This is a genomic window from Streptomyces sp. NPDC056169 (genome assembly GCF_042268445.1).
Lineage (GTDB): Bacteria > Actinomycetota > Actinomycetes > Streptomycetales > Streptomycetaceae > Streptomyces.
In genome coordinates this window covers 67426-92030 of sequence record NZ_JBHJUO010000015.1, presented here as the reverse complement: position 1 = coordinate 92030, position 24605 = coordinate 67426, and the positions used below count along the sequence as shown (strand labels likewise).

Sequence of the window (24605 nt, the reverse complement as noted above, 5' to 3'; positions counted from 1 at the left end):
TCCGGCAGTTGCCCCGGTTCTGCCGGTTACCCGGGGGTCGCTCGCCCGCGACCGGCAGAACCGTAGGTCAGCACCGGTGCGCGCGGCCTTCCGGGGGCCTCCGTTCCTCTGGTCCGGCTGTAGGAGCCCGCCCAGGCCGGAACCGTACGGTGGCCGCACCGGAAGGCCGTTCCCCGTGCCGATTCATGAGGTGACACGTTGCCACAGCTCACGTTGGCCTCCGCGGCCACCCGTGCCCAGCGCGTTCCGGGACCCTCTCCTTTCGGTCATGCCCACAGCCCGCACCATCCGCGCGTTCAGAAAGGTGACGATGGAATCCCCGGCACAGACCCCACGTCAGGAAGCCCGGCGCGCAGCCGAGGTGAACGAGTTCGTGGTCGCGTTCTACGAACGCACCATCGGACGTGCCGACTTCAGTCCGTCCGGGATCGCCGAAGAGCTCGGCGTCCCGCGGCAGCACGCCGAGCAGGCGGTCGGCGTGCTGCGTGAATTACGTCTGGTCAAGCCGTCGGAGGGCGACGCGGACCGGCTGGTCGCGGTCAGCCCGGAGGCCGCCCAGATGGAGCTGCTGATCCCCCTGGAGCGGGAGATCCTCGACAGCCGCGACCGACTCGAAGGATTCAAGGGGCAGTTGAACTCCTTCGTGGCGGCCTTCCAGAAGCAGGCCAGGACCCGTCGCGCCGAGCCCGTGGTGATCACCGACGACCGGGAGGAGATCGAGCTGCGTCTCCTGGAGGCCGCCCAGGGCTGCACCGCCGAGGTCCTCGTGATGCAGCCCTGTGTGGCCCGCGAGACCCCCGAGTTCCGGCTGGCCCGTCCGCTGGTCCTGGAAGCCGTACGACGCGGGGCGCAGGGACGGATCCTCTACCCCCACACCGCCCGCGGCGACTCCGACACCCGCGCGCACCTCGGCGAACTCCTGCCCGCGGGCGGGCAGGTGCGCACGGCCAACGAGGTGCCCGACCGCTTCCTGGTCTTCGACCGGAAGACGGCGTTCATCCCGGCCGGCGAGGGCGACGCGATCGCCGTCGTCTACGACGGCGCCGTCGCGGCCTTCCTGGCCGGACTGCACGCCCGGGTCTGGGAGTCCGCGTTCGACTTCGACTCCGGCGCGGCCGGCTACGCCGGGACGATGGGGGACCTCAAGGCGACCCTGCTCGACCTGCTGGCCTCCGGGGCCAAGGACGAGGTGATCGCGCGCCGGGTCGGCATGTCCGAACGGACCCTCCGCCGCCATGTCGCCACGATCATGCAGGACCTGTCGGCCTCCAGCCGCTTCCAGGCCGGCGTGCTGGCCGCCCGTACCGGCCTGGTCGACCTGGCCCTGCGGGGTGCCGCATGAGCCGCTACGACCGACTCGCGTACACCCCGTCGGTGCGCCGGGTCCAGGAGGAGATGGGCAGCGCCACGGCGACCGACCGCCGTCTGCGGGAGCCGGTCGGGGAGGCCGATCCGCTCACCGGCGCCGAGGTCGAGTTCATCCGGAGCCTCGACGGCTTCCTGTTCGCCAGCGTGGGCGAGACCGGCTGGCCGTACATCCAGTTCCGGGGCGGTCCGCCGGGGTTCGTGCACGTCCTGGACGAGCACACCCTGGGGTATCTGGACGTCCGGGGCAACCGGCAGTACATCACCACCGGCAACGTGCGCGGCAACGACCGGGTCGCGCTCTTCTTCATCGACCACGCCCGGCAGACCCGCCTCAAGGTGTACGGCCGCGCGACCGCCGTCTCGGCCGGTGAGAACCCCGCGCTCGTCGAGCGCCTGGACTCGCCGCGTACCGACGGCACCGTCGAACAGCTCGTCACCATCCGGGTCGAGGCCTTCGCCTGGAACTGCCCCAACCACATCACCCCGCGCTTCAGCCAGCGCGAGGTCTCCGAAGCCCTGGCACCGGTCCGTGAGCGTCTCGCACGGCTGGAGCAGGAGAACGCCGCCCTGCGCGCGGAACTGGCGGACCGGCCGGCCCGATGACCGGCATGCCCGGTGACGGACCGGCCCGCTGACCGGCATGCCCGCCGGCGGCCCGGCCCGCTGACCGAATTCGGCAGCCGGTTTCGGTCCTTGAGGGAACACCCGTCGGAATCCCATTCTGGATTCAGCAAAGAGCCCTCGAAGCGAACGGAGACATCGCGCGATGGTCAGCGAAGTGATCGACCGAAACGACCGGTTCCGGGGAATCCTGGACCGGCTCGCCACGAAGTCGATCGATGACTACTACAACCCGTACCGGCTGTTCGAGTGGCCGGACCGACTGCCCGAGGACATGTGGTGGATGAGCCCCGAGCTCACCACCACGTACGGGACGGAATGGGCTGAGAAACTCACTCCGCAGCAGCTCCACACGCTTTCCAAGCACGAGAGCATCAATTTCTACAGCCTCAATGTGCACGGCATCCGGGAACTGCTCATCGAAGTGGTCGCCCGGATTCACACCGCCGGTTTTGAAACGCCTTCGGAGTTCTTCCACCACTTCATCGGCGAAGAGAACGAGCACATGTGGTTCTTTGCCGAATTCTGCCTCCGCTACGGCGGGAAGATCTACAAGCAGCCCGCCGGCGGCGCGGAGGTGGCCGGCTCCTCGGCCAAGATCCAGAGCCTGCTGGTGTTCACCCGCATCCTGATCTTCGAGGAGCTGGTCGACCACTTCAACTCGGCGATGGCCGAGGACGAGCGGCTGCACGAGACGATCCGCGGCATCAACCGGATCCACCACCAGGACGAGTCCCGGCACATCGCCTTCGGCCGCGAACTGGTCAGCCTGCTCCACCAGGACCTCAAGGAGACCGCCACCGAGCAGGAACTGGACGAGATCTCCACCTATCTGCGCCGCTACCTGAAGCACAGCTTCGACTCGCTCTACCACCCGCAGGTCTACCGCGACGCCGGCCTGGAGAACCCGCACGAGCTGCGCCGGTCCCTGATGGAGTCGCCGGCCCGCGCCGAGGCCGAGCTGCGCACCTTCCGCAAGACCGCCAAGTACCTCGAGAAGACGGGACTCATCCGATGAACCGCCTGACCGGGAGCGACGGCGCACCCGCACTCGCCATCCTCGGCCCGCAGGCCACCCGGCTCGTCAAGGAGCTCGACGGGATCTTCGCCGGCTGGGGAGTCACGGCCGGCGCCGAGGAGATCAGCGCCCCGCCGCTCTTCCCGGTGACCGACCTGGAGAAGTTCGACGTCTACACCAACTTCCCCCAGCTCGCCTGGGTGGCCGGCTCGCTCGATCTGAACGACGATCAGCACAAGCCGGTGGAGGGGAAGTTCGGCCCCGGCGCCGTCACCGAGGCGCGGTACGGGCTGCCGCACGCCACCTGCTACGGCGCGTACCTCTTCCACGAGGGCGACCGGGTCGCCGACGACTCCCTGGTGACCCTGGTCAACCGCTGCTTCCGCAACGAGGACCACTACGGCGGGCTGCGCCGCCTCGCCAGCTTCCAGATGCGCGAGATCGTCGCGCTCGGCACCTTCGACCACACCCAGCAGGTCATCGCCCGCTTCACCGAGCGGATCCAGGCCTTCGTCGGCGCGCTCGGCATCGACCTGGGCAAGGTGCCGGCGGGAGACCCGTTCTTCCGCAACGACAACGGCCGCGCCCTGATGCAGAAGCTCAGCCCGGTCAAGTACGAGTTCCAGTACGGCGACCTGGCGATCGCCTCCGTCAACACCCACCGCAACTTCTTCGGCGAGCGCTGCGACATCCGGCTGGAGTCCGGCGAGCACGCCTACACCTCCTGCGTGGCCTTCGGGCTCGAGCGCTGGATCGCCGTCCTGACCGAGCACTTCGAGGAAGACCTCGACGCCGCGCTGGCCGCCGTGCGCGCCGTCGCCGCGCCGTCGTCGTGACCCAGCCGCTGATCGGCGTCGACCTCGTGCCGTTCGCCCGGGTCCGCGAGCTCCTCGATCCCGGCATCGGGCCGCTGCTCAGGCGGTACCTCTCCGCCGAGGAGCTGAGCGTCTCCCGGACCCCGGACGGAGCGCCCGACCAGGCCAGGATCGCGGGAAGGCTGGCCGCCAAGGAGGCCGTCTTCAAGCTCCTCGGCGCCGTGGGGCGGCCGGTTCCCTGGCAGGGCATCGAGGTCCTGCGCGGCCCCGGCGGCCGGCCCGGGATCCGACTCTCCGGCAGGGCCGCCGAGTTGGCCCGGGATGCCGGACTCGGCCCGATCGACGTCAGCATCAGCCACGACGCCGGCTTCGCCATCGCCGTCGCGGCCTCCTCCACCGTGCTCGATCACCCTCGCTCGCACGTCGAGCCCGTCTCGCGTGATCAGGCCCGCCCGCGCGACGAGCCCGTCTCGCGTGATCAGGCCCGCCCGCGCGTCGAGCCCCTCGCGCACGCCCACTCCCTCTCTCCCGACCACCCCATCTCGCAGCAGTCAGCGACTCCGAAGGGAATGCCATGAGTTCCGCAGGTATCGACAAGGTCCGGGACTGGATCCTCGGCCGTCACCCCGAGCGCACCGAGCTCGCCTCCGACGTCGACCTCATCGAGAGCCGGCTCGTCGACTCGCTCGCCTTCGTCGAGCTCGTCTACACCATCGAGGACGCCGCGGGCGTCGAGATCGACTTCGACAACATCGACATCGAGGACTTCCAGACCCTCGCGACCATCGAGAAGGCGTTCTTCGCCTGATCCCGAGGAGGGATCTTCACCATGGATGCAGTCTCGTACACCGCACAGTGGATGGCCGCGGCCCGCGCGCAGGAGTCCGAGCGGGAGGACGCGCTGTTCGTCGACCCGCTGGCCAAGGACCTGGCCGCGCCCAGGGGCTTCGAACTGATCGAGCGCTACGCCGGCGGCGGTCTGCTGCCGTTCATCTCCATCCGGACCCGGTTCCTGGACGACGCCATCCGCGACGTCCTCGCCGAGGGCGGGATCCAGCAGGTCGTGCTGATCGCGGCGGGCATGGACACCCGGGCGTTCCGCCTCGACTGGCCCGAGGGCACCGAGCTCTACGAGGTCGACCACGCCCTGCTGATCGCCGAGAAGCGCCGCCGGCTCGACGCCCTCGGGGCCACGCCGCGCACCGACCGGCGCGAGGTCTCCGCCGACCTCACCAAGGAGTGGCTGCCCGACCTGGAGGCCGCCGGCTTCGACCGCAACCGCCCGACCCTGTGGGTCGCCGAGGCGCTGACCTTCTTCCTCACCGAGGAGCAGGCCGCCGGGCTGCTCCAGCTGCTCGCCTCCGCCTCGGCGCCCGGCAGCCACCTGGCCTTCGACATCCTCGGCCGCGCCCTGCTGCGCAGCCCGTTCTCGAAGCGCTGGCTGGACACCCTCGCCGCCGACGGCACGCCGTGGATCTTCGGCAGCGACGAGCCCGAGGAGTTCCTCACGGCGAACGGCTGGAAGACCACCGACCTGCGCGAGCCGGGCCAGCCCGGCGCCGGCGAGGGCCGCTGGCCGTACGAGGTCCAGCCGAGGGACCGCCGCGGTGCGAACCGGCTGTGGCTGATCCGCGCCGAGATAGCGACGGCCTGATGGGTCAGCCGACCACGGCCACCCCGGCCGCGGACCGCCTGATCACCCTGGAGCGGATCGAGTCGTACCTGCCCGAGCGCAGCGTGCGGATCGAGGAGCTGGGCGAGCGGCTGGGGCTGCGCCGGGCCGAACTCGGGGTGTTCCGGAAGTTCTACGGCCTGGACACGCTCCGCTTCGACCCCGAGCTCCCGCTGCTCGACCTCCTGCGGCCCGCCGCGCAGGGCGCCCTGGCCGCCCTGCCGGAGGGCGGCAGGGTGGACTACCTGGCCTACGCCCACGTCACCCAGGCCGTGGCCCCGGCCGACGTGGACATGGCCCAGGTGGTCAGCGACGACCTCGGTCTCGCCGGCACCGAGGCCTTCGGCCTCAGTCACCAGGCCTGCGTCAGCAGCCTCGGCGCCATCGAGGTGCTCGGCGAGCTGCTGCGGGCGGAGGGCGCCGAGGGCGCGTACGCCCTGATGGTCACCGGTGAGCAGGCGTACTCGCCGATGGTCCAGCTCGTCCCCAACACCTCGATCATGGCCGACGCCGCCGCCTCCTGTCTGATCACCCTGGACGGGGAGGGCGATGTCGTCCGCTCCTTCGCCACCCGGACGCTGGGCGAGTACGCGCAGTGGCTGGAGCTGACCGCCGAGCAGAACACCGAGTTCGGCGAGCAGTACGGCAAGCGGATCTCCGAGGTCATCCACCAGGCCCTGACGGAGGCGGGACTGACCCTCGACGACGTCGACCTGGTGATCCCGCACAACGTCAACAAGCTGGCGTGGCGGCAGACCATCAAGGAGCTGGGGGTGGCTCCGGAGAAGGTGTTCCTGGACAACGTCCCGCGCTACAGCCACACCTTCGCGTCGGACGTCTTCGTCAACTACACCACCCTGCGGGACGCCGGCCGTCTCGTGGACGGCGCCCACTACCTGCTTGTCTCCGTCGGCCTGGGCGCCACCTTCGGCGCGATGGTGATCACCCACCGCGCGGGGGGCGAGAAGTGATGAACCGTCAGGAAATCCTGCTCGTCATCGAGAAGGCGCTCAGCGAGGTCCTGGAGCGGCCGATCAGCGGCCTCACGGAGGAGACCGCGCTCTTCGACGAGCTCCAGCTCGAATCCATCGCCGTCCTGGGTCTCCTGATGACCGTCGAGGAGGCGACCGGGATCGCGGTCGACCCGGACGAGCTCGACATCGACCACCTGCGGACCATGCGGTCCTTCGCCGACTACGTCGAGGCCGCACTCCGCGAAGCAGAGGGGACGTCATGAGCGGACTCGCCGTCCGGGCCGCCGCGGCGGTGCGCTCGCCGCGGGGCCGGGCGCCGGCCGACCGCCCGGCCGCGCTCGACTACTACCGCGACCTGCTCACCCCCTTCGGGGAGAAGCCGGACGAGGAGCTGCTGAACCGGGGTGCGCACGTCTACCACCGGGACCTCGCGGACCTGCTCGTCGCCGACGAGGGCGTCGGCCGGAGCCGCCCGGAGCTGCTGATCGTCACCCACGCCCTTCCGGACGTGGTGCCGTTCACGGCGGTCGCGCCGCACCTGACCGGTCGCCTCGGCGGCCGGGCGGCCAACTTCGCGATCGCCGAGCAGGGTCTGGCCGCACCCTTCACCGCGCTGCGGATCGCCTCGGCGTACCACCGCGCGGGGCGGGCCGCGGAGGTCGTGCTCGCGGTCCTCGAACAGACGACCCTGCCGACGCCCTTCCCGCTGGTCCAGGAGACCCCGCTGATCGACTCGGCCGCGGCGCTGGTCTTGGGGGCGTCCCCCGGGGCCGGGGCCGGTGACGATTCCGGCCTGCGGTTCGTCCGGGCGCACTCGGCCGGTTCGGCGGCGGACGCCCTCGGCGAGGACGCCCTGGGCGCGGACCTCGGGGAGGACGGCACGCTCCTCGTGCTCGGGCCCTGGGTCACCGAGGACCTCCCGGAGCGCTCCGCCGTGCGCCGGGTGGCCCCCGGCAGCTACTGCACCAGCCTCTGGCTGGAGCTGGCCGACCACTGGCAGGAGTGGCGGGACACGTACCGGCGCGTCGTCCTGTGCGACACGGACCCGCGCTCCGGCCGCAGCCACGTGGCGCTCTTCGCCCACGGCGAGGGGTGACTCCCGCGCGGCCCCCAGGGGGTGAGCTCGTCCACCACGTCCCCGCCGTGGTGGACGGGCTCGCTCCCGGTTGGCCGTACGCGCCCCCGTAGGGGCGTTTCGGCCGGGCCCGGCCCGGCCTCGACAGACATCGGACAAGGCAACCGAAGGGAAGGTCGGAACACGATGACCACGGCTGAGACCCGGACCATCAGACTGGACTCCGCGAGGGCCGGGACCGGCCCTGCGACCTGGGGGCAGCGGGCGATCTGGGGTGTCGTCACCCGGCTCGGCGACGACGCCCCCCGGTACAACGTGCCGGTCGACCTCCCCGTCAGCCCGCCCCGCCCCGCGTCCCGCGTCCTCGCGGACGTGACCGAGCTGCTCCGGCTCCACGACAGCCTGCACACCCGGTTCCTGGCGAACGGCGAGGACGGCCTGGAGCAGGTCGTGGACGGCAGCGGCGAGCTTCCGGTGGAGATCCGTACGTGCGCGGCGGCGCGCGCCGCCGAGGTCGGCGCCGACCTGCGCAAGGAGCTCGCCGGACGCTCCTTCGACCACACCCGGGAGTGGCCCCTGCGGGTCGGCCTGGTGGAGTCCGAGGGCCTCGTCCACCGGCTCGTGCTGGTCGGCGCGCACACCGGCATGGACTACTGGGGTCTCGGCATCCTCCTCCGCGACCTGGAGGCGGTCGTCTCGGGGGAGACCGCCGCGTCGCTGCGACAGGCACGCCCCTCCCTCCAGCCCCTGGACGCCGCCGAGGTGCAGGCCTCGCCGCTCGGCCGCCGCCGGGACGAGGCGGCCCGCCGCTACTGGATCGAGCAGCTGACCGCGGGCCCCCGGCAGCTCTTCCAGGAGCCCGCGGCGCCGGAGATCGCGGACGATCCGACGCGGATGTTCCCCAACGCGCTGCTGCGCTCGCCCGCGCTGGCGATCGCCGTCGGACGGGTGGCGGCCGAGCTGGAGGTGAGCGACGCCGCGGTGCTGCTCGGCGCGGCCTCCCACCAGCTGGCCAGGATGTCCGGGAGCAGCGACGTGCTGTTCCAGGTCGTCGTGGGCAACCGCTTCCAGCCGGCCGCCGCCGCGGCGGTCAGCACGGTCGCGCAGGAGGCCCTGTTCCGGCTCACGGACGCCGACCGGGACTTCGAGGACGCGGTGCGGCGGACGCGGTCCGTCGCGTTCAGCGCGTTCCGCCACGCCTCGTACGACAAGTGGGCGCTGGACCGTGAGGTCGCGCTGCTCGTCGAGAAGGGCGAGGCGGCCGACCACTCGTACTGGTGGAACGACACCCGCGACCCGGGCGTCGGGCCCTTCGACTCCGTCGAGAAGCCGCGGGCCGCGCTGAGCGAGCTGATCGGCCGGACCGAGCTGAGCTGGCCGACGGAGTTCCTGCCCCGCAAGAACGTCTCGGTGGCCGTGGACGTGCTCACCGCCCCGGGCGCCCTGGACCTCGCCATGACCGCCGACCCGGCGGTGCTCAGCCGTGAGGGGATGGAGCAGTTCCTCCGCGGGGTCGAGCGGCTGATCGTCGCCGAGGCGATCGCGCTGGGGGACTGATGGGCGCGCTGACACCCGAGCGGTACGCGGGAATCGCCTGGACGGGCGAGGGGTACGAGGTCGAGGTCCTGGACGGCGCGGGACGCCGGCTGGTGGAGCCGAGCGGCTGGAGCGGCGCCCAGGCCGCCGAACTCATCGCCTGGCTCCGGGACTTCGACGGCGGGCGGGCACCCGCCGTCGTCCTGGACAGCACCAACGGCCTCCTCGACGGCCCCATGACGGCGGCCGGCCTCGAGGTGTACCGCGCGGATCCCTGGCTGCTGCCGCCGCGGCCCGGCTTCGGCTCCGTCACGGCCCGGGAGCTGGCGGAACGGGCCCGGAGCGCGCCCGGCGAGCTGGCCCGGGTGACCGCCGAGGGCGGCACCCTGACCGGCCGCGCCGAGGAGTACTTCGACGGCGTGCGGCGCGGCGAGCCGATCGTGGCGGCGCTGACGGCGGCCGGACGCTGCTTCGAGCACGGCAGCCGGGACACCCCGCGGGTCGCGCTCACCTTCGACGACGGACCCGATCCGGTGCACACCCGCCAGGTCCTCGACATCCTGGACCGCTACGGGGCCCGGGCGACGTTCTTCTGCGTCGGCCACCACGTCGCGGCGCTGCCCGACCTGGTGCGCCGGATCGCCGCCGCGGGCCACGAGGTGGGCAACCACTCCTGGTCGCACCCCTACCTGCCCGACCTCACGCCCGAGCAGCTGCGCGAGCAGCTCGACCGGACGGCGGAGATCGTGGCGAAGGTGACCGGGGAGGAGGCGCCGACCCGGTTCCGGCCGCCGTACGGCGCGCTGAGCCCTGAGGTGCTGGCCGCCCTCGAGGGGTACCCGACCACGCTGACGATGTGGGACGTGGACACCCGCGACTGGGCGAGGCCGGGTCCGGAGCGGATCGCGGCGACCGTCCTGGAGTCCGCGGGGCCGGGCTCGGTGGTGCTGATGCACGAGGGCGCCGGCGATCGCGCCCAGACCGTGCAGGCCCTTCCGGCGATCGTCGAGGGCCTGCTCGAACGCGGCCTGGAGCTGGTCACGGTGGGGGAACTGGCCGCGCCTCCCGGACCCGACGGCCCGCGCCCGCCCGCCCGATGAAGACCACGATCAACGACCGAAGGGTTTGAACAGTCATGGAAGAACGCCTCGCGGATCACACCGCGGACCGCACCGCGGCGGGCGCGCCCCCGCCGACGAAGGACGGGCCCTCCTCAGGTGAGCCGGCGATCTGGTCCCGTAACTTCCGGTACTACTTCACCGCCCGCAGCGCGGGCCTGCTCAGCTGGGCGATGCTGCCGGTCGCGGTCTCGGCCGGTCTGCTCAGCGGCGGGTACGGGCTGGACACCGCGGGCTACTCGATGGCCTTCCTGGTCGCCCCGTTCGCCGGCCTGGTGCTGTTCGGCGGGGTCCTCGCCGACCGGTTCACCGCCCGCCGGATGATGATCATCGCGGACCTGGCCAACCTCACCGCCCACGTCCTGCTGGCCCTCCTGTTCATCCACGGCATCGACCATCTCTGGCAGCTGTACGCGCTGTTGGTGGTGGCCGGTACGGCCAACGCGCTGTTCCAGCCGGGCGCATCCTCGACCGTTCCGCTGGTCTCCCGGGACGTGCAGGGCGCCAACGGCGTCCTGCGCACCTCCGAGGCGATCACCGGCCTCGGCGGCCCGGCGCTCGCCGGTGTCCTCGTCGGGTTCGGGTCCACCGGCTGGGTGATGGTGATATCCGCCGTCGCCTACGGGACCAGCGCGATCTGCCTGTTCGTGCTCCGGCTCGGCGTGGTCCCCGCCCCGCCGGCCGGCCAGAGCCTGTGGCGCAACCTGGCCGTCGGCTGGCAGGAGTTCAGCTCCCGCAGCTGGCTCTGGGGCGTGATCCTCATCTGGATGTTCTACGCGGTGCTCTCCTGGGGGCCGCAGCTGTCGCTGGCCGCCGGTGTGATCGTGCCCGAGCACGGCGCGAGCGCCTTCGGTCTGGTCAACGCCGCACTGGGCGCCGGCACCGTGGCCGGCGGTCTCCTCGCGATCCGCTACAAGCCCCAACGGCCGCTCGCCGCAGGGGCCGTGGCGATGATGGCGTACCCGCTGTACCCGCTCGGCATCGTGCTGGGCTGGCCGGTCTGGCTGCTCTGCGTCGCCCAGGTCCTGGTCGGCGTCGGGATCGGCGTCTGGGGCGTCATGTGGGCCACCAGCGTGCAGACCCAGGTGCCGGGCGAGGTGCTCAACCGCGTCCACGCCTACGAGGTCGCGGGCTCCGTCGGCATGTACCCGATCGGCAGCGCGCTGGCCGGACCCGCCGTCGGCGCGTTCGGCACCGACGCGGTGCTCATCGTGGGGGTCGTGGTCGGCTTCCTCACCACGGCCGCCCTCCTGGCCGCCCGACCGATCCGCACCCTCCAGCGTGTCCCGGACCGCGCCTGACCACCACCTGACCGGACCGGGGCCGACGGGGGGCCCTGGCCGGCGAGGTGCCGGAAAGCGATGCCTTGGCCGGCGAGGTGCCGGAACGGGAGGCCCTGGCCGGCGAGGTGCCGGCGCGGAGGGCCCCGGCCGGCGAGGTGCCGGAGAGGGGGCCCGGTGAGCGCGGCGGCGGCGCTGTGGAGAGCGCGGCCGCACACGCCCGCCGAGGGCGTGCACTACCTGGTCGCCCGGAGCGAGGACGTCCTCGGCGCGCTGCCCGTCGCCGCGCCGGACCGGGCGGCCGCCGCGGACCTGGCGCCGTGGCGGGCCCTGGAGCACACCGCTTCCCGCACCCTGCTGCGGGCCCTGCTGCGGGAGCTCGGCGAGGACCTCCGGGGCGGCCCGGTCGCCGCCCGCCCGGGCGGCCGGCCGTTCCTGCCGGACCGGCCCGATCTGGGGGTGAGCCTCTCGCACTCCGCCGGCTGGGTCGCCGCGGCCGTCGGACGGAACCGGGACGTCGGCGTCGACGTACAGTCCCCGTCCCCCGTCGGCGACCGGCTGCTGCGGTTCTGCTGCTCGCCCGAGGACGCGGACGCGCTGTCCGCCCTGCCCGAGGCCGGCCGCAGACGCGAGTTCGCGTGGATCTTCACGGTCAAGGAGGCCTGTGTGAAGGCCGTCGGCGCGGGCTTCGCCGGCCGTCCCTGGAGCGTGCCGGTGGCACGCGGACAGCAGACGGGCGTCTGGGACGGCGTCCGCTGGTCCGCGCCACGCGCCGGCCGGCCGCTGCCGGTCGGCTGTGCCTGGACCGGGCCGCGGGTGTTCCGACAGGTGGGCGGCGGTGGCGGTGGCGGGCCGTGAGCCCGTAGAACACCACCAGCGACCGGCGACCGGCAACCGGTACGGGGAACGAGAGGGCAGCATGAGCGCCACGACAGAAGCCAGCGGCGAACCGACGGGTGGCGGGGAGCCGACGGACGGCGGGGACCTGCCCTTCACCGATCGGACCCGGCTGCGGCGCATGCGGGAGAAGGGCAGCCACCGGCGGGCCGACCTGGACGCGGTCCTCGCGGCGGGCTTCCTCTGCCACCTCGGGGTGCCCGTCGACGGGACGACGATGGTCGTCCCCACCGTGTACGGCGTGGACGGCGATCGGCTGTACCTCCACGGCTCGGTCGCCAGCCGGAGCCTGGTCCAGGCCCCCGACACCACCGTCTGCGTCACGGTCACCCATGTCGACGGTCTCGTCCTCGCCCGTTCCGTCTTCGAGCACGGCGTCAACTACCGCTGCGCGATGGTCTACGGCGTACCGCGGATCGTGACCGACCCGGAGGAGAAGCTGCGCGGGCTGCGGGCCCTCACCGAGCAGAGCTCGCCGGGGCAGTGGGAGTACGTGCGGCAGCCCAGCCGCAAGGAGCTCGCCGCGACCGCCGTCCTCGCGCTCGACCTCACCGAGGCCTCGGTGAAGACCCGCAGCGGCCCGCCGGACGACGGCGACTCCGAGGACGCGGCGCTCGGGCTGTGGGCGGGTGTCCTGCCCGTCGTGACCACCTTCGGCGAGCCGGTCACCGACCCCGTCCTGCCCGAGGACCTCGCTCCGCCCGCGCACGTCGCCTCGTGCGCGGGACGCGTGCTGGGGGAGATCCCCGGGGAGTGACCGGGGGAGTACTCGGAGAAGTGGCCGGGCTCAGGACCGGGTCGAGTTCTCCGCGAGGAGCCGCACGGTCAGGCGGTCGAGGTGGCCCTCGTCCGCCAGGACGTCGACCGAGGTGATCCTGCCGTCGAGCACGGTGAAGGCGAAGACCGTGCGGGGCCGCCCGTCGCGTGACAGGAGCAGGCCCGCCGACCCGTCCACCAGGGCCTGGCGGGCCTCCCGGGTCCGCCCGGCGAGGGCCAGGGCCACGGCCACCGCCCCGTGCGCGGGCCGCACCCCGGTCCGTACGGCGGTGGGGTCGGCCCGCAGCGCCACGTCCGGGTCGAGGAGCGCGAGCAGCGCCTGGGAGTCCCCGGTCCGCGAGGCCGCCAGGAAGGCGGCGACGACCTTCCGCTGGCGTGCCGGGTCGGGTTCCGGCATCTCCTCGGTGCCCTCCATCCGGTGCCGGGCCCGGCCGGCCAGGTGGCGGGCGGCGGCGGTGCTGCGTTCCAGAACGGGGGCGATCTCCTCGTACGGGACGTCGAACAGGTCGTGGAGGACGAAGGCGAGCCGCTCGGGCGGGGTGAGGGCGTCCAGGGTCGTCAGGAGGGCGCGGCCCGCCGGTCCGCTCCGGTCGGTGTCCCAGGGGTCCCACGGGTCCCAGGGGGCGGTCCGGTGGGTCTCGCGCGAGCGGAGCCGGTCCAGGCAGTTCCGGGCCAGGGCGTCGAGCGGCCGTTCGTCGGCGGTGTCGCGGGTGGCCGTCTCGGCCGTCTCGGCCGTCGCGGCCGTCTCCCGGGCCTCCTCCGCCACCGACTGCTCCGCCGGCTGATCCACCGACTGATCCACCGACTGATCCGCGGGCTGATCCGCCGGCTGCTCTCGCGGCTGCTCTCCGGCCTGCTCCATCGCCTGTTCCACCGCCTCCTCGGCCTCGTCGAACGAGCCGAGCAGCCGGTACGCCATGGCCTTCAGGCGCGGCTCGTGCACGTGCTCGTGGCCGTCGTGGGCGGCGGGGACGTCGTCGTCATCCACAGGTCGTGACCTCCGTGTGGCGAGGCTGTGGCGAGGCAGGGAACGGCCGTCGTCGGGGCGTCCTCCGGGACGCCCCGGCGCGACCGGGGGTTCGCCCGGCGTCAGTCGCCGTGGCCGGTGCCTCCGCTGCCGAAGCCGCCGCTGGAGATTCCGCCCCACTTGCGCTTCTCCTCGCTCGGCGGATCCGGAGAGGTCTCGGTGCCCGACGTGCCGGGGCCCTTGAGCTCGTACGGCATGAGGCGGTGCTCGCCGTCGTTCTGCGGCATCTCCGCAGGCCTCCGGTACTCGGAGACCTCGCCCGGCAGCTGGTCGGTCTCCGGCCGGTGCGGCTGATCCTCCGGTTTGGGTGTCGCGGACTCGCGGTCGCGGACCCGGAAGCCGAGCCAGACGGCCGCGACGAGGACGGCGACGATGACGAGCCCGCCGAGAACCTGTCCCAGGCCTGACTGCCAGACCCCAGCGGCCAGGCTCTCTGCTGCGCTGAGAGTGTTCATACTTCAGGATTACCCGATTCCGCTTCTTTGGACCCGTCGGGCGAGGCCCACGTCGAAGATTTCCTCGACGATGTCGTCGAACTTTCCCTGAAACATTTCCCCACCCCCGTCGCGTCAATGAGGTGTACGGCGACCACACCACGTGACCGCGAGGGAAAGGAGGGGCATGAGAAAGTCCCGCGCGGACGAGTTCCTGGAGTTCGCCTCCGCACGCACGGGGCACCTGTTCCGTTCCGCATGCCTGCTGACCAGCGGCGACACCCATCTCGCCGAGGACCTCACGCAGGAGACGCTCGGCCGGATGTACGCCCAGTGGGGCCGCATGGCACGGATCGGCAACCCCGCCGCGTACGCCCAGACCGTCCTCGTCCGTACGTTCCTCAGCCACCAGCGGCGCCGCTCCGCGACCGAGCGCCCCCTCGGCGAGCTGCCCGACCGCGCACCCGAGAACGGCGAGGACCCGGCACTCCGGATCGCGTTGCTCGACGCACTGGCCGGACTGGCGCCCAAGGACCGGGCGGTCGTCGTGCTGCGGTACTGGGAGGACCGCAGCATCGAGGAGACCGCCGACTCCCTGCACGTCAGCTCCGCGGCCGTCCGCACCCGCTCCGTACGGGCGCTCGCCAAGCTGCGGGAACGGCTCGGCGGCAACATCGCCGAGTTCGCCACCCGCTGACCCGCTGACCCGCTCACGAACCGACCCACTCACACCCCACAGACTTCTCACCCACGAACCGGAAACGGTGGTTTCGGCATGTCCCAGAACGAAGGATCCCCGCACGAGGGCTTCGAGGAAGAGCTCGGCGCGGTCCTGCGCAGCACGGGCGAAGGCTTCTCCGTGGACGGCCGGCGCGAGCTGGTCGAGGGCGGACTCACCCGCGGCCGGCGCCGCCTCGTGCGCCGCCGCCTCGCGGTGACCGGCGGCGCCCTCGCGCTCGCCGCCGTCGGCATCGGCGGCGTGTACGGCGGGTCGGTGCTCAGCCCCACCGGCAAGGCGACGAACGCCGGCGTGGCGGCCCCCAAGCCCCAGCCGAAGAACGAGTCCGGCAAGGCCGCGCCCGGGCTGCCGGGTCAGGCGCAGATCCCGGTCAAGGACATCGCGGCCGTCATCCAGGCCAACACCCCTGCCGGGCAGTGGCGGTTCGAGAACCTGGACGGCAAGGGCCAGTCGGCCCTCGGCGTCTACGACGACGGCGACGGCGAGGCGGCCGTCTCGGTCGGCCTCTACCGCGCGGGCGCCGGCGAGGCGGGCTCGGGGCAGGTCGAGTGCCCGAGCAGGGCCCACGTCCCCTTCGACAGGTGCGCCAGCGAGCGGCTGCCGGGCGGTGACCGGCTGATGGTCATCCAGGGGTACGTGTACCCCGACAAGCGCGAGGAGACCAAGAACTGGCGGGCGGTCCTGCTCACCAAGGACGGCTTCCTCGTCGACGCGAGCGAGTACAACGCCGCCGGGGAGAAGGGCGCCGCGATCACCCGCGACACCCCGCCCTTCACCGCCACCCAGCTGAAGGCCCTCGTCACGTCCGGCGACTGGCGCGCGCTGCTGAAGAAGCTGCCCGCGAACCCGAAGACGGAGGTCTCCCCGGGGGCGCACCAGGCGCCCGGTGAGGCGAGCGGCCCGGCCATCCGGTCCACCCTGCGTTCGCTCCTGCCCAAGGGCCTCCAGGTGAAGGACAAGGGCGGGGACTACGGCTACGGCTTCCTGGTCGTCGACGACGGCGAGGGCAAGAGCTTCGTCGAGATCAACGTCCAGCCCGACATGGCGGACGCGGCCGGCGACATCTTCCGCGGCGGCGACATCACCGTCCTGCCCGACGGTCGCCGGGTCAAGGTCACCCAGCAGCCCGCGGAGAAGGGCGGCTCCGGTGCCGTCTCGTGGAGCGTCGACACCATGACGCCCGAGGGCTTCCGGGTCGTCGTCTCCGCCCTGAACACCGGTGGGTACCACCAGGACGCCACGCGCGCCGAGCCCGCGCTGACCGTGGCGCAGCTGAAGGCGATCGCGCTGAGCCCCAAGTGGCAGAAGCTGCCCACGAAGTAGGACCTGAACGAACGGGGGAGCGAGGGGCGGTGGGCATCGGCCCGCCACCCCTCGTCCGTCTCCCCGTACGCCTACTTGGCGTCCGCGTACCGCTCGACCGTCGCCGTCGTGAACGGGAACCGCACCGGCGTCTCCCCGAACGCGATCCGCCCCGCCTCGTCCCCGGCCGCGCTGATCGCGGCCGTGACCGCCTCCGCCTCCTCCGCCGGGCAGTGCACGATCACCTCGTCGTGCTGGAAGAAGACCAGCTCCGCCCGCATCCCCGCGAGGGAGCGCCGCAGCGCCGCCAGCATCAGGAGCGCCCAGTCGGCGGCGCTTCCCTGCACGACGAAGTTCCGGGTGAACCGGCCGCGCGCCCGGGCGTTCCCCGAGGCGTACCCGGGAACGAACTCGCCCTCGTCCGCCGCCGGTTCGCCGCCCTCCTGGGGCAGCCCGGCCTCGTCGTCGTCGCCCGCGCCGACCGCCTTCGGGCTGGTCCTGCCGAGCCAGGTCCGGACGAGCCGACCCTCCTCGCCCGCCTTCGCCGCGTCGTCGACGTAGGCCACCGCGTGCGGGAAGCGGCGCCGCAGCGCCGCCAGGTTCTTCAGGCCGTCGCCGCTGGTCTGCCCGTAGATCGCGCCCAGGAGCGCGATCTTGGCGTGGTCGCGGTCGCCGGAGAAGGCCCGGTCGGAGAGGCGGGTGTACAGGTCGTCGGGGTGCCCCGCGACCTCCATCAGGCCCGGGTCCCGGGAGATCGCGGCGAGGACGCGCGGCTCCATCTGGTCGGCGTCGGCGACGACGAGCCGCCAGCCCTCGTCGGCGACCACCGCCCGCCGGATCACCTTCGGGATCTGGAGCGCCCCGCCGCCGTTGGTCGTCCAGCGTCCGCTGACCGTGCCGCCCGGCAGGTACTCGGGGCGGAAGCGGCCGTCGCGCACCCAGTCGGCCAGCCACGACCAGCCGTGCGCCGTCCAGATCCGGTACAGCTTCTTGTACGCGATGAGCGGCTCCACCGCCGGGTGGTCGACCTCCTCCAGCTCCCAGCGGCGCGTGGACTTCAGCCTGATCCCGGCCTGCTGGAAGGCCTTCACGACGTCGGCGGGGAGATCCGGCCGGACCCGGCGCCCGAAGGCCGCCGACACCTCGTCCGCGAGCTCGGCGAGCCGGCGCGGCTCGCCCCCGCCCGCGTACCGCTCGCCGAGCAGCTCGTGCAGCAGGTCCCGGTGCACGTCCGCCCGCCACGGCAGCCCGGCCCGGTGCATCTCGGCGGCGACCAGCATTCCCGCCGACTCGGCGGCGGTGAGCAGCCGCATCCTGCCCGGGTGCTCGGCCCGGTCGTGGCGGCGGAGCTGCTCCGCGTAGACCGCGAGGAGCCCGTCGAAGGGCACGGAGACGACGGGCCGGGGCTCGAAGAGCGAGTCCTGTGAACCGGGCTCGGCGCTGCGCTGCGGCGGATCGGGCGGTACGGGAGCGTCCCGCAGGCGCGCCCAGGCCGCCGCCGCCGAACGGGGCTCCCCGAGCCGACCCTCGTGCCCGAGGAGGAGCTGCTCGGCGTCCTCCACGTCGTAGCACCGCTCGACCCGGACCCCGGCGGCGAGCAGCCGCGGATACACCTCGGCCGTCGACCGCCACACCCAGCGGGCCACGTCGGGGCGGGCGCGCACGGCCGCCGCCAGGTCCGGCTCACGCCGCACGTCCCCGGCGGGCAGCCCGTCCTGGCCGAGGGGCACGAGCAGCGCTCCGTCCCCCTCCGCCTCGGCGGCCAGCGCCCACCTCTCGCTCATGGATGCGAGTCTGGCACCCGCCACTGACAGTGCCGGGTCGCGACATCACCCGACCGCCGGACGGGTCTGCGGACGGCCTGCGGAGGCCCGCCGGAGAGACCGCCGGACGGGCCTGCGGACGGGCCTATGGACAGGCCTGCGGACAGGCCCACGGACACGCCTACGCCGCCGCGTGGAAGAGCGCGGCGGCCTCGCCGCGCGAGTCGACGCCCAGCTTGTTCAGGATGTTCGCCACGTGGAACTTCACCGTCGACTCGCTGATGTGCAGCTCCTCCGCGATCCGCCGGTTCCGGTGCCCGAGCGCCAGGTGCCGCAGCACCTCCACCTCCCGCTCGCCGAGCCCGGTCAGCGGGTGCGCCGCCTCGACCGGCGCCTCCGGGGTCGCCAGCGGGAGCGCCGCCGTGATCGTCGTGCCCCAGCCCGGCACCGCGTCCATGTCGAGCCGCCCGCCGAGCACGTCGAGGCGGTCCCGGATGCTGCCCGCCCCCAGGTCGCACGGGGCCAGGGCGCCCGCCCCGTCGTCCCGCACCGAGGCCCTCAGCTCGTGCTCGGTCAGCTGCCAGCCGACGTGGACGCGGCGCACCGAGTCCTGCTCCAGGACGATCAGGAGCAGGGCCCGGACGATCGCCCGCGCACTGTGCGCCACGTCCGCCGCGAGGGAGCGGTCCGTGTCGGGCGCGCCCAGGTCGAGCCGGACCGCGCTGTGCCGCAGCATCGGCCGCAGCTCCCCGGCGAGCCGCTCGAAGGCGTCCCGCGCGGGCTCCTCCGCGAGCTCCCGGTCCCGCCGCTGCTCGGCCCGCATGTCGATGAGCGCCGTGGCGGCCAGGTCGGTCGCGGTCGCCCGGGCCGTCGTGTCGTCGAGGGCCCGGCTGCGCAGCACCCCGAGGACGCCGGAGAGCGCCGCCGCGTGCGCGGTCGACAGCTCGGCGATGACCCGGGCCCGGGTGTCGGCCGCCGCGCGCGACCGGGCCAGGGCGCCCGGCATCGCCTCCGTGGCGAACCGGTCGAAGTGGCTGGTCACCAGGTTCCACAGGGCCTGCGCCACGGTCAGCTCGGCCGCACCGGCCGGGTCGGCGCCGTCCTCCCGTACGAGCACGAGGACCGCCCCGCGCCGGGTCGCGTCGCTCTTCACGGCGACGACCTCGCGCGCCCGGCCGCCGATCGTCGCGACGCCCTGCCAGGGGTTGCCGGGGACGCCCGCCAGGAGCAGCGGCGTCAGTTCGGCGGCGGTCAGCAGCTCCGTACCGCCGAGGGCCTTGAAGGGGGAGTGGGCGCAGTGGGTGGAGAGTTCGGCGGCGTCCACGTGCGGGATCAGCGGGGCGAGGGCGGCCGAGACCTTGGGGAGGATCTCGCCGAGCGGCTGCCGGAGGATCTCGTACGCGGAGGTCAGGGTGAGCGCGTCCATGCGGTGCAGCGTAATCGCGGAGGGGCGGGGTCCGGCCGGTCTTTCGGACAGGTGGGACTGGCCGTTGGGAGGGCGGGGCCGGGAGGGGGCGGGGCGCAGGCTGGAGCACGACGAAGAGCGAGAGACCCGAACGGGCAGCGGTGGAGGCTGAGATGGCGGCGCAGATGGAAGCGATCGTGTACGAGGAGTTCGGCGGCCCCGAGGTGCTGCGCCACGCGACGGGTGTCGCCCTGCCGGAGCCCGGCCCCGGCGAGGTCCGGGTCAAGGTGGCGGCGGTGGGCGTCAACCCGGTGGACTGGAAGCGCCGTTACGGCTGGGTCGAGGAGTTCTACCCGACGACCTTCCCCGCCGTCCCGGGCCTGGAGTTCGCCGGTACCGTCGACGCGCTCGGCGAGGGCGTCACCGACCTGGCCGTCGGCGATCAGGTCCTCGGCTGGACGAAGACCGGCGCGTACGCCGAGTACGCCATCGCCGGCACCGTCGCGCCCAAGCCCGTCGGGCTCTCCTGGGAGGCCGCCGCGAGCCTGCCGGTGGCCGGGGAGACGGCCCAGCGGGTCCTGGACCTGATCGGGGTGCGGGCGGGCGAGACGCTCTTCCTGCACGGGGCGGCGGGCGTCGTCGGCTCGGTGGCCGTCCAGCTGGCCGTCGCGGCCGGGATCACGGTCGTCGGCAGCGCCTCGGAGTCCAACCACGCGTACCTGCGGGAGCTCGGCGCGGTTCCGGTGGCGTACGGGGAAGGCCTGGCCGAGCGGGTGCGGGCGGCCGCGCCGGGCGGCGTCGACGCGGTCTTCGACGCGGCGGGGCACGGCGTGCTGCCGGTCGCGATCGAGCTCCTGGGCGGGGAGGGGACGGCCGACAAGCGGCGGATCGCGACGATCGCGGCGACGGACGCGGCGGAGTACGGGATCACCTTCTCCGGCGTCTCGGCCGCCCCGGACGTCGTCCGCGCCGCGCTCACGGCCCAGGCCCGGCAGGCCGTCGAGGGCACCCTCGCGGTCCGGCTCGCCGACACGCTCCCCCTGAAGGAGGCGGCCCGCGCCCAGGAGCTGAGCGAATCGGGCCACGTGCGGGGCAAGTTGATCCTGGTCCCGTAGGACCGGGAAGTCGGTGGAGGTCGTCGGCCGAGGGTGAGAGGATCCTCCGCTGCGAGGCCCGGACCGACCGGCCGTGGAAGGCGACGACGATGATGTACGCGATACCCCTGGGGGACGACGGCGCGGAGCTGCGGCCGCTCGAACCGTGGCAGGCCGAGGAGTTCCTGGCGCACATGGACCGGGGGCGGGAGTTCATCGGCGCCCGCAACGGCCTCCCCGACGTCGTGACCGACCTGGAGTCGAGCCGGGCGTTCCTCCGCCTGTACGCGGAGAAGGTGGCGGCCGACACCGGCCGGATCTGCGGCATCTGGTCGGCGGACGGCACGCTCGTCGGCGCCGTCATCCTCCGGACGTTCGACGTCGCGAGCGGCCGGGCCGAGGCGGGCTGCTGGCTGGAGCCGGCGGGGGTCGGCAAGGGCCTGGTGACCCGGGCCGCCCGGGCGCTCGTCGACTGGGCGATCGAGGTGCGGGGGATCCGCCGCGTGGAGTGGGTGGTCTCCTCCGGCAACGAGCCCAGCATCGCGGTGGCCCGGCGCCTCGGCATGAAGCGGGACGGCGTCCTGCGCGAGAGCTACGCCTACCGGGGCGAGATCCACGACGAGGAGGTCTGGTCGGTCCTCGCGCCGGAGTGGCGGGCCGCGAAGAAGGCCGAGGCCTCTTCGTAGGGCTCCACGCGCGCGCGTGGAGGGGCGGCGACCCGGCTCCGACCCTTGTCGCCGCCCCGTGTCCCACCATCGCCGCTCAGCGCGTGAGCCGCCACGCGGGGAGGGCCGACGCGGCGACCGCGACCGCCGCGCAGACCGCCGCCGCGGCGCCGGCCGTGCCCCACGGGAGGACCAGGGCCACCGGCGCCGAGAGCGAGGCCAGGCCCGCCCCCAGGGTGCCGAGGACGGCCGCCGTCACGGCGAGGCCGAGGAGCGTCCCGATCGCGGTGGCGAGGAGCGCCTCGCCCGTGACCACCCGCAGGATCTGGGCCCGGGTGGCGCCGGCCAGCCGGAGGGACGCCAGTTCCCCGCCGCGTACGGAGGTCGCCATGAGGAGCGTGTTGGCGAGGCCGATCACCGTGTAGACGAGGGCGATGCCGAGGACCAGGATCATGCCGAGCCGGGTCTGCGGACTGCTCGCCGGGTGGCCGGCCGAGGCCCACGCGTCGGCGGTCCTGACGGTCCCGCCGCTCGCCTCCAGGGCCCGCGCCGTGGCCGCGCCGCCGCCGCGCGCCTCGATCCGGTCGAGGGCGGCGCCGGGTGCGTTCGCCCGGGTGACGTACGGCCCGTTGTCGCCGGTCCCGAGCGCGAGGACGGCCACGACCCGGAGCCGTACGGGACCGCTCCCGTCCGCGCGCCAGACCTCGACGGTCTCGCCGATCCGGCGCCGCTCGAACTCCTCGTTGACGACGATCGACCGGTCGTCGAGGTCCCGCAGGTCCCCCGCGACGACGGGCAGCCGCGCGAGCTCCGCGAACGCCGCCGGGTCGGCGACCGCCCGCGCCCCGTACTTCACGACGGCCTCGGCCCCGTCCCGTACGAAGAGCGAGGTCGACGCCGTGGAGGAGACGACCGCCCCGTCCGGCACGACACCCGCCACCGGCCTCAACTCCGGTCCGCTCACCACGTACTGAGCGGCCGTCTGCTCCCGCGCCTCGACGCCCCGCGTCCGCGTGACGCTCGCCGCCGAGCCGAAGAGCGTCCCGGCGAGCGCCACGGTCACGAGGACCGGCGCGGCCACGGCGGCCGTCCGGCGCACGGAGGCGGCGCTGTTCTCCCGTACGAGCGTCCCCACGGCCCCGCGCAGCCGCAGCAGCCGTGCCACGGGCCGGACCAGGAGCGGGGACAGCAGGGCGACGCCGCCGGTCAGGAGCATCGGGAGGGTCGTGTACGTCTTCCGCTTCAGCAGCTCCGACGGTTCGGTGACGCACGTCCAGACGAGCAGCCCGAGCCCCGTGAGAAGCAGCCCGGTGCCGAGCAGGGCCCGGCCGAGCGGCAGGACGTCGGTGTCGACGTCCGCCTCGCGCAGCGCGGCCGTCGGGCCGACCTTCCCGGCCCTGCGGGACGCGGCGACGGCCCCGGCGAGCGCGACGGTCAGGCCCGTCCAGAAGGCGAGGTGGAAGGGCCAGACGGCGTCGCCGACCGCGAACCACTCGGGGGCGAGGCCGCCGTCGACCAGCGCCCGGGCCAGCAGCGGCGCACCGGCGGCGCCGAGCGCGCAGCCTGCGGCGGAGGCGACCACGCCGAGCGCCGTCGCCTCGGCGAGGAGCATCCGGCGGACCTGCCCGGGGGTGGCTCCGGCGGTGCGGAGCAGGCCGAACTCGCGGCGCCGCAGGGCGACGGCGAAGGCGAAGGTGGAGGCGACGACGAAGACGGAGACGAAGGCGGTGACGCCGCCGGTGGTGCCGAGGAGGGCGTTGAGGCCGACGAGGGCCTGGGCGTCCCGCTCGGGATCGGGGTCGGCGTTCCGCCGTTCGTCGCCGGTGAGGACCTGGGCGCGGTCGCCGACCAGGGCCCGGACCTCGGCGGCGGGGGCGTCGACGCCGACGGCGTCGGGGCCGCCCGACGTGCTGACGGTCCAGCGGGCGCGGAGTTCGCGTACGAGTTCTTTGTCCACAGGCTGTGGACGGTCGAGTCGCTGCGCCACGGAAACGGTGTCGGGCCCGCGCCGCACGTCGAGCGTCAGCCGGTCCTGGCCCTGGACGACGACGGGCGACGAGGCGAACCGCTGGGGAGAACGCTCGGGCGCGTGAAAGGTCGCGGAGAGCCCGAGGCCCATGGTGACGAGCAGCCCGACGCCGAGGGCGAGGGCGAGGAAACCGCCGAGGAAGGAGGACCAGCGGGTGCGGAGGCCGGAGAGGACGACGGTCAGCATGCGAGGCTCCCCACGGGGGCGCCCGACGTTTCGAGACCCGCCATCCGGGCCGCGACCGACTCCACCGTCGGCGCCGCCAGTTCGCCCGCCAGACGGCCGTCGACCAGGAACACCACCCGGTCCGCGCGGGCCGCCGCCACCGGATCGTGGGTGACCATGACGATCGTCTGACCGTCCTCGTCGACCAGCCGGCGCAGCATGGCCAGGACCTCGCGGCTCGTCGTCGAGTCCAGCGCGCCCGTCGGCTCGTCGCCGAAGAGGACGGCGGGCCGGGTGATCAACGCCCGGGCGATCGCGACCCGTTGCTGCTGCCCGCCGGACAGCTCCCCGGGCCGGTGCCGCTCCCGGCCGGCGAGCCCGACGCGCGCGAGGGCCTCCCGCACCTCCGTACGGGAGGGGCGGCGGCCGGCGAGGCGGAGCGGCAGGGCGACGTTCTGCGCGGCCGTCAGGCTGGGCAGCAGGTTGAACGACTGGAAGACGAAGCCGATCCGGTCCCGCCGCAGCAGGGTCAGACGCCGCTCGCTCAGCCCCTCCAGGGCGGTCCCGCCGACCTCCACGCTCCCGGACGTGGGCCGGTCGAGCCCGGCGGCGCACTGGAGCAGCGTGGACTTGCCGGAGCCCGAGGGGCCCATGACGGCGGTGAAGGTGCCGGAGGCGAAGTCGAGGTCGACGCCGTCGAGGGCGCGGACGTCACGGTGGTGGCGGGCGAGCCCCCGGAGCCGTACGGCGGCGGTGTCCGTGGCGGTGGTCGTGGCCGTGGCCGTGGTCGTCGTGGTCGTCGTCGTGGTCATGGCTCAAGCGAACCGTTTC

25 protein-coding genes are annotated in these 24605 nt (G+C 73.7%); 19 read left to right on the top strand and 6 right to left on the bottom strand.

Annotated features, from left to right (window positions below; translation table 11 throughout):
- The first annotated feature begins 310 nt into the window (after nucleotides 1-310).
- From ACFC0G_RS25260 to ACFC0G_RS25190, 15 genes are all read left to right on the top strand, one after another.
- Entirely contained in the window at nucleotides 311-1342 is a 1032-nt protein-coding gene (locus ACFC0G_RS25260) for a LuxR C-terminal-related transcriptional regulator (protein WP_376406943.1), read from the top strand.
- Nucleotides 1339-1971 (top strand): pyridoxamine 5'-phosphate oxidase family protein, encoded by a 633-nt coding sequence (locus tag ACFC0G_RS25255; RefSeq protein ID WP_376406941.1) that lies wholly within the window; start codon nucleotides 1339-1341, stop codon nucleotides 1969-1971. Before ACFC0G_RS25260 ends, ACFC0G_RS25255 begins: the two co-directional genes overlap by 4 nt.
- Before the next feature lie 163 nt (nucleotides 1972-2134).
- Entirely contained in the window at nucleotides 2135-3007 is an 873-nt protein-coding gene (locus ACFC0G_RS25250; protein WP_024755840.1) for a diiron oxygenase, read from the top strand.
- A complete protein-coding gene (locus tag ACFC0G_RS25245) occupies nucleotides 3004-3843 on the top strand; it encodes a hypothetical protein (RefSeq protein ID WP_376406939.1) in 840 nt (279 codons plus the stop codon). The genes ACFC0G_RS25250 and ACFC0G_RS25245 overlap by 4 nt, the downstream gene beginning before the upstream one ends.
- A complete protein-coding gene (locus ACFC0G_RS25240) occupies nucleotides 3840-4400 on the top strand; it encodes a holo-ACP synthase (RefSeq protein ID WP_376406937.1) in 561 nt (186 codons plus the stop codon). The genes ACFC0G_RS25245 and ACFC0G_RS25240 overlap by 4 nt, the downstream gene beginning before the upstream one ends.
- Complete coding sequence (locus ACFC0G_RS25235) at nucleotides 4397-4630, top strand: phosphopantetheine-binding protein (protein WP_030219305.1); 234 nt, start codon at nucleotides 4397-4399, stop codon at nucleotides 4628-4630. Before ACFC0G_RS25240 ends, ACFC0G_RS25235 begins: the two co-directional genes overlap by 4 nt.
- Before the next feature lie 21 nt (nucleotides 4631-4651).
- Complete coding sequence (locus tag ACFC0G_RS25230; RefSeq protein ID WP_376406935.1) at nucleotides 4652-5476, top strand: class I SAM-dependent methyltransferase; 825 nt, start codon at nucleotides 4652-4654, stop codon at nucleotides 5474-5476.
- On the top strand, nucleotides 5476-6465 hold the full coding sequence (locus tag ACFC0G_RS25225) for a 3-oxoacyl-[acyl-carrier-protein] synthase III C-terminal domain-containing protein (protein ID WP_376406933.1): 990 nt from the start codon (nucleotides 5476-5478) through the stop codon (nucleotides 6463-6465). Before ACFC0G_RS25230 ends, ACFC0G_RS25225 begins: the two co-directional genes overlap by 1 nt.
- The gene (locus ACFC0G_RS25220; RefSeq protein ID WP_024755834.1) at nucleotides 6465-6731 is read left to right on the top strand and encodes an acyl carrier protein; all 267 of its coding nucleotides are present in this window, start codon (nucleotides 6465-6467) and stop codon (nucleotides 6729-6731) included. Before ACFC0G_RS25225 ends, ACFC0G_RS25220 begins: the two co-directional genes overlap by 1 nt.
- Nucleotides 6728-7564: a hypothetical protein gene (locus ACFC0G_RS25215; RefSeq protein ID WP_376406931.1), complete on the top strand. Its 837-nt coding sequence runs from the start codon at nucleotides 6728-6730 to the stop codon at nucleotides 7562-7564. The genes ACFC0G_RS25220 and ACFC0G_RS25215 overlap by 4 nt, the downstream gene beginning before the upstream one ends.
- Before the next feature lie 165 nt (nucleotides 7565-7729).
- A complete protein-coding gene (locus ACFC0G_RS25210) occupies nucleotides 7730-9100 on the top strand; it encodes a condensation domain-containing protein (protein WP_376406929.1) in 1371 nt (456 codons plus the stop codon).
- Nucleotides 9100-10179 carry a polysaccharide deacetylase family protein gene (locus ACFC0G_RS25205; protein WP_376406927.1) on the top strand — a complete coding sequence of 360 codons (1080 nt, stop codon included), beginning with the start codon at nucleotides 9100-9102 and terminating at the stop codon, nucleotides 10177-10179. Before ACFC0G_RS25210 ends, ACFC0G_RS25205 begins: the two co-directional genes overlap by 1 nt.
- Before the next feature lie 35 nt (nucleotides 10180-10214).
- Nucleotides 10215-11498, top strand: coding sequence for an MFS transporter (locus tag ACFC0G_RS25200; RefSeq protein ID WP_376406925.1), 1284 nt, complete (start codon nucleotides 10215-10217; stop codon nucleotides 11496-11498).
- Between the two features lie 156 nt (nucleotides 11499-11654).
- Nucleotides 11655-12335 carry a 4'-phosphopantetheinyl transferase family protein gene (locus ACFC0G_RS25195; RefSeq protein WP_376406924.1) on the top strand — a complete coding sequence of 227 codons (681 nt, stop codon included), beginning with the start codon at nucleotides 11655-11657 and terminating at the stop codon, nucleotides 12333-12335.
- 160 nt (nucleotides 12336-12495) lie between these two features.
- On the top strand, nucleotides 12496-13131 hold the full coding sequence (locus ACFC0G_RS25190) for a pyridoxamine 5'-phosphate oxidase family protein (RefSeq protein WP_376407218.1): 636 nt from the start codon (nucleotides 12496-12498) through the stop codon (nucleotides 13129-13131).
- 30 nt (nucleotides 13132-13161) lie between these two features.
- Here the strand turns inward: ACFC0G_RS25190 and ACFC0G_RS25185 are convergent, their stop codons facing one another.
- Both ACFC0G_RS25185 and ACFC0G_RS25180 read right to left on the bottom strand, forming a co-directional pair.
- A complete protein-coding gene (locus tag ACFC0G_RS25185; protein ID WP_376406922.1) occupies nucleotides 13162-14139 on the bottom strand; it encodes a sigma factor-like helix-turn-helix DNA-binding protein in 978 nt (325 codons plus the stop codon).
- Nucleotides 14140-14240: 101 nt separating this feature from the next.
- Complete coding sequence (locus ACFC0G_RS25180; protein ID WP_376406920.1) at nucleotides 14241-14633, bottom strand: DUF6479 family protein; 393 nt, start codon at nucleotides 14631-14633, stop codon at nucleotides 14241-14243.
- A gap of 166 nt (nucleotides 14634-14799) precedes the next feature.
- On the opposite strand from ACFC0G_RS25180, the gene ACFC0G_RS25175 reads away from it, so the two are divergent.
- Complete coding sequence (locus ACFC0G_RS25175) at nucleotides 14800-15309, top strand: SigE family RNA polymerase sigma factor (RefSeq protein ID WP_376406918.1); 510 nt, start codon at nucleotides 14800-14802, stop codon at nucleotides 15307-15309.
- A gap of 78 nt (nucleotides 15310-15387) precedes the next feature.
- Nucleotides 15388-16674: a hypothetical protein gene (locus tag ACFC0G_RS25170; RefSeq protein WP_376406916.1), complete on the top strand. Its 1287-nt coding sequence runs from the start codon at nucleotides 15388-15390 to the stop codon at nucleotides 16672-16674.
- A gap of 71 nt (nucleotides 16675-16745) precedes the next feature.
- Here ACFC0G_RS25170 and ACFC0G_RS25165 read toward each other — a convergent pair whose 3' ends face one another.
- On the bottom strand, nucleotides 16746-18437 hold the full coding sequence (locus ACFC0G_RS25165; RefSeq protein ID WP_376406914.1) for a bifunctional 3'-5' exonuclease/DNA polymerase: 1692 nt from the start codon (nucleotides 18435-18437) through the stop codon (nucleotides 16746-16748).
- Nucleotides 18438-18597: 160 nt separating this feature from the next.
- A complete protein-coding gene (locus ACFC0G_RS25160; protein WP_376406912.1) occupies nucleotides 18598-19842 on the bottom strand; it encodes a LuxR C-terminal-related transcriptional regulator in 1245 nt (414 codons plus the stop codon).
- 164 nt (nucleotides 19843-20006) lie between these two features.
- Between ACFC0G_RS25160 and ACFC0G_RS25155 the strand changes: the two genes are divergently transcribed.
- Both ACFC0G_RS25155 and ACFC0G_RS25150 read left to right on the top strand, forming a co-directional pair.
- The gene (locus ACFC0G_RS25155) at nucleotides 20007-20936 is read left to right on the top strand and encodes an NADP-dependent oxidoreductase (protein ID WP_376407216.1); all 930 of its coding nucleotides are present in this window, start codon (nucleotides 20007-20009) and stop codon (nucleotides 20934-20936) included.
- A 92-nt stretch (nucleotides 20937-21028) separates the two neighbouring features.
- Nucleotides 21029-21601 (top strand): GNAT family N-acetyltransferase, encoded by a 573-nt coding sequence (locus tag ACFC0G_RS25150; protein ID WP_376407214.1) that lies wholly within the window; start codon nucleotides 21029-21031, stop codon nucleotides 21599-21601.
- A 76-nt stretch (nucleotides 21602-21677) separates the two neighbouring features.
- Here ACFC0G_RS25150 and ACFC0G_RS25145 read toward each other — a convergent pair whose 3' ends face one another.
- Complete coding sequence (locus ACFC0G_RS25145; protein WP_376406910.1) at nucleotides 21678-23795, bottom strand: ABC transporter permease; 2118 nt, start codon at nucleotides 23793-23795, stop codon at nucleotides 21678-21680.
- Nucleotides 23789-24586 (bottom strand): ABC transporter ATP-binding protein, encoded by a 798-nt coding sequence (locus tag ACFC0G_RS25140; RefSeq protein ID WP_376406908.1) that lies wholly within the window; start codon nucleotides 24584-24586, stop codon nucleotides 23789-23791. The genes ACFC0G_RS25145 and ACFC0G_RS25140 overlap by 7 nt, the downstream gene beginning before the upstream one ends.
- Nucleotides 24587-24605: the final 19 nt, after the last annotated feature.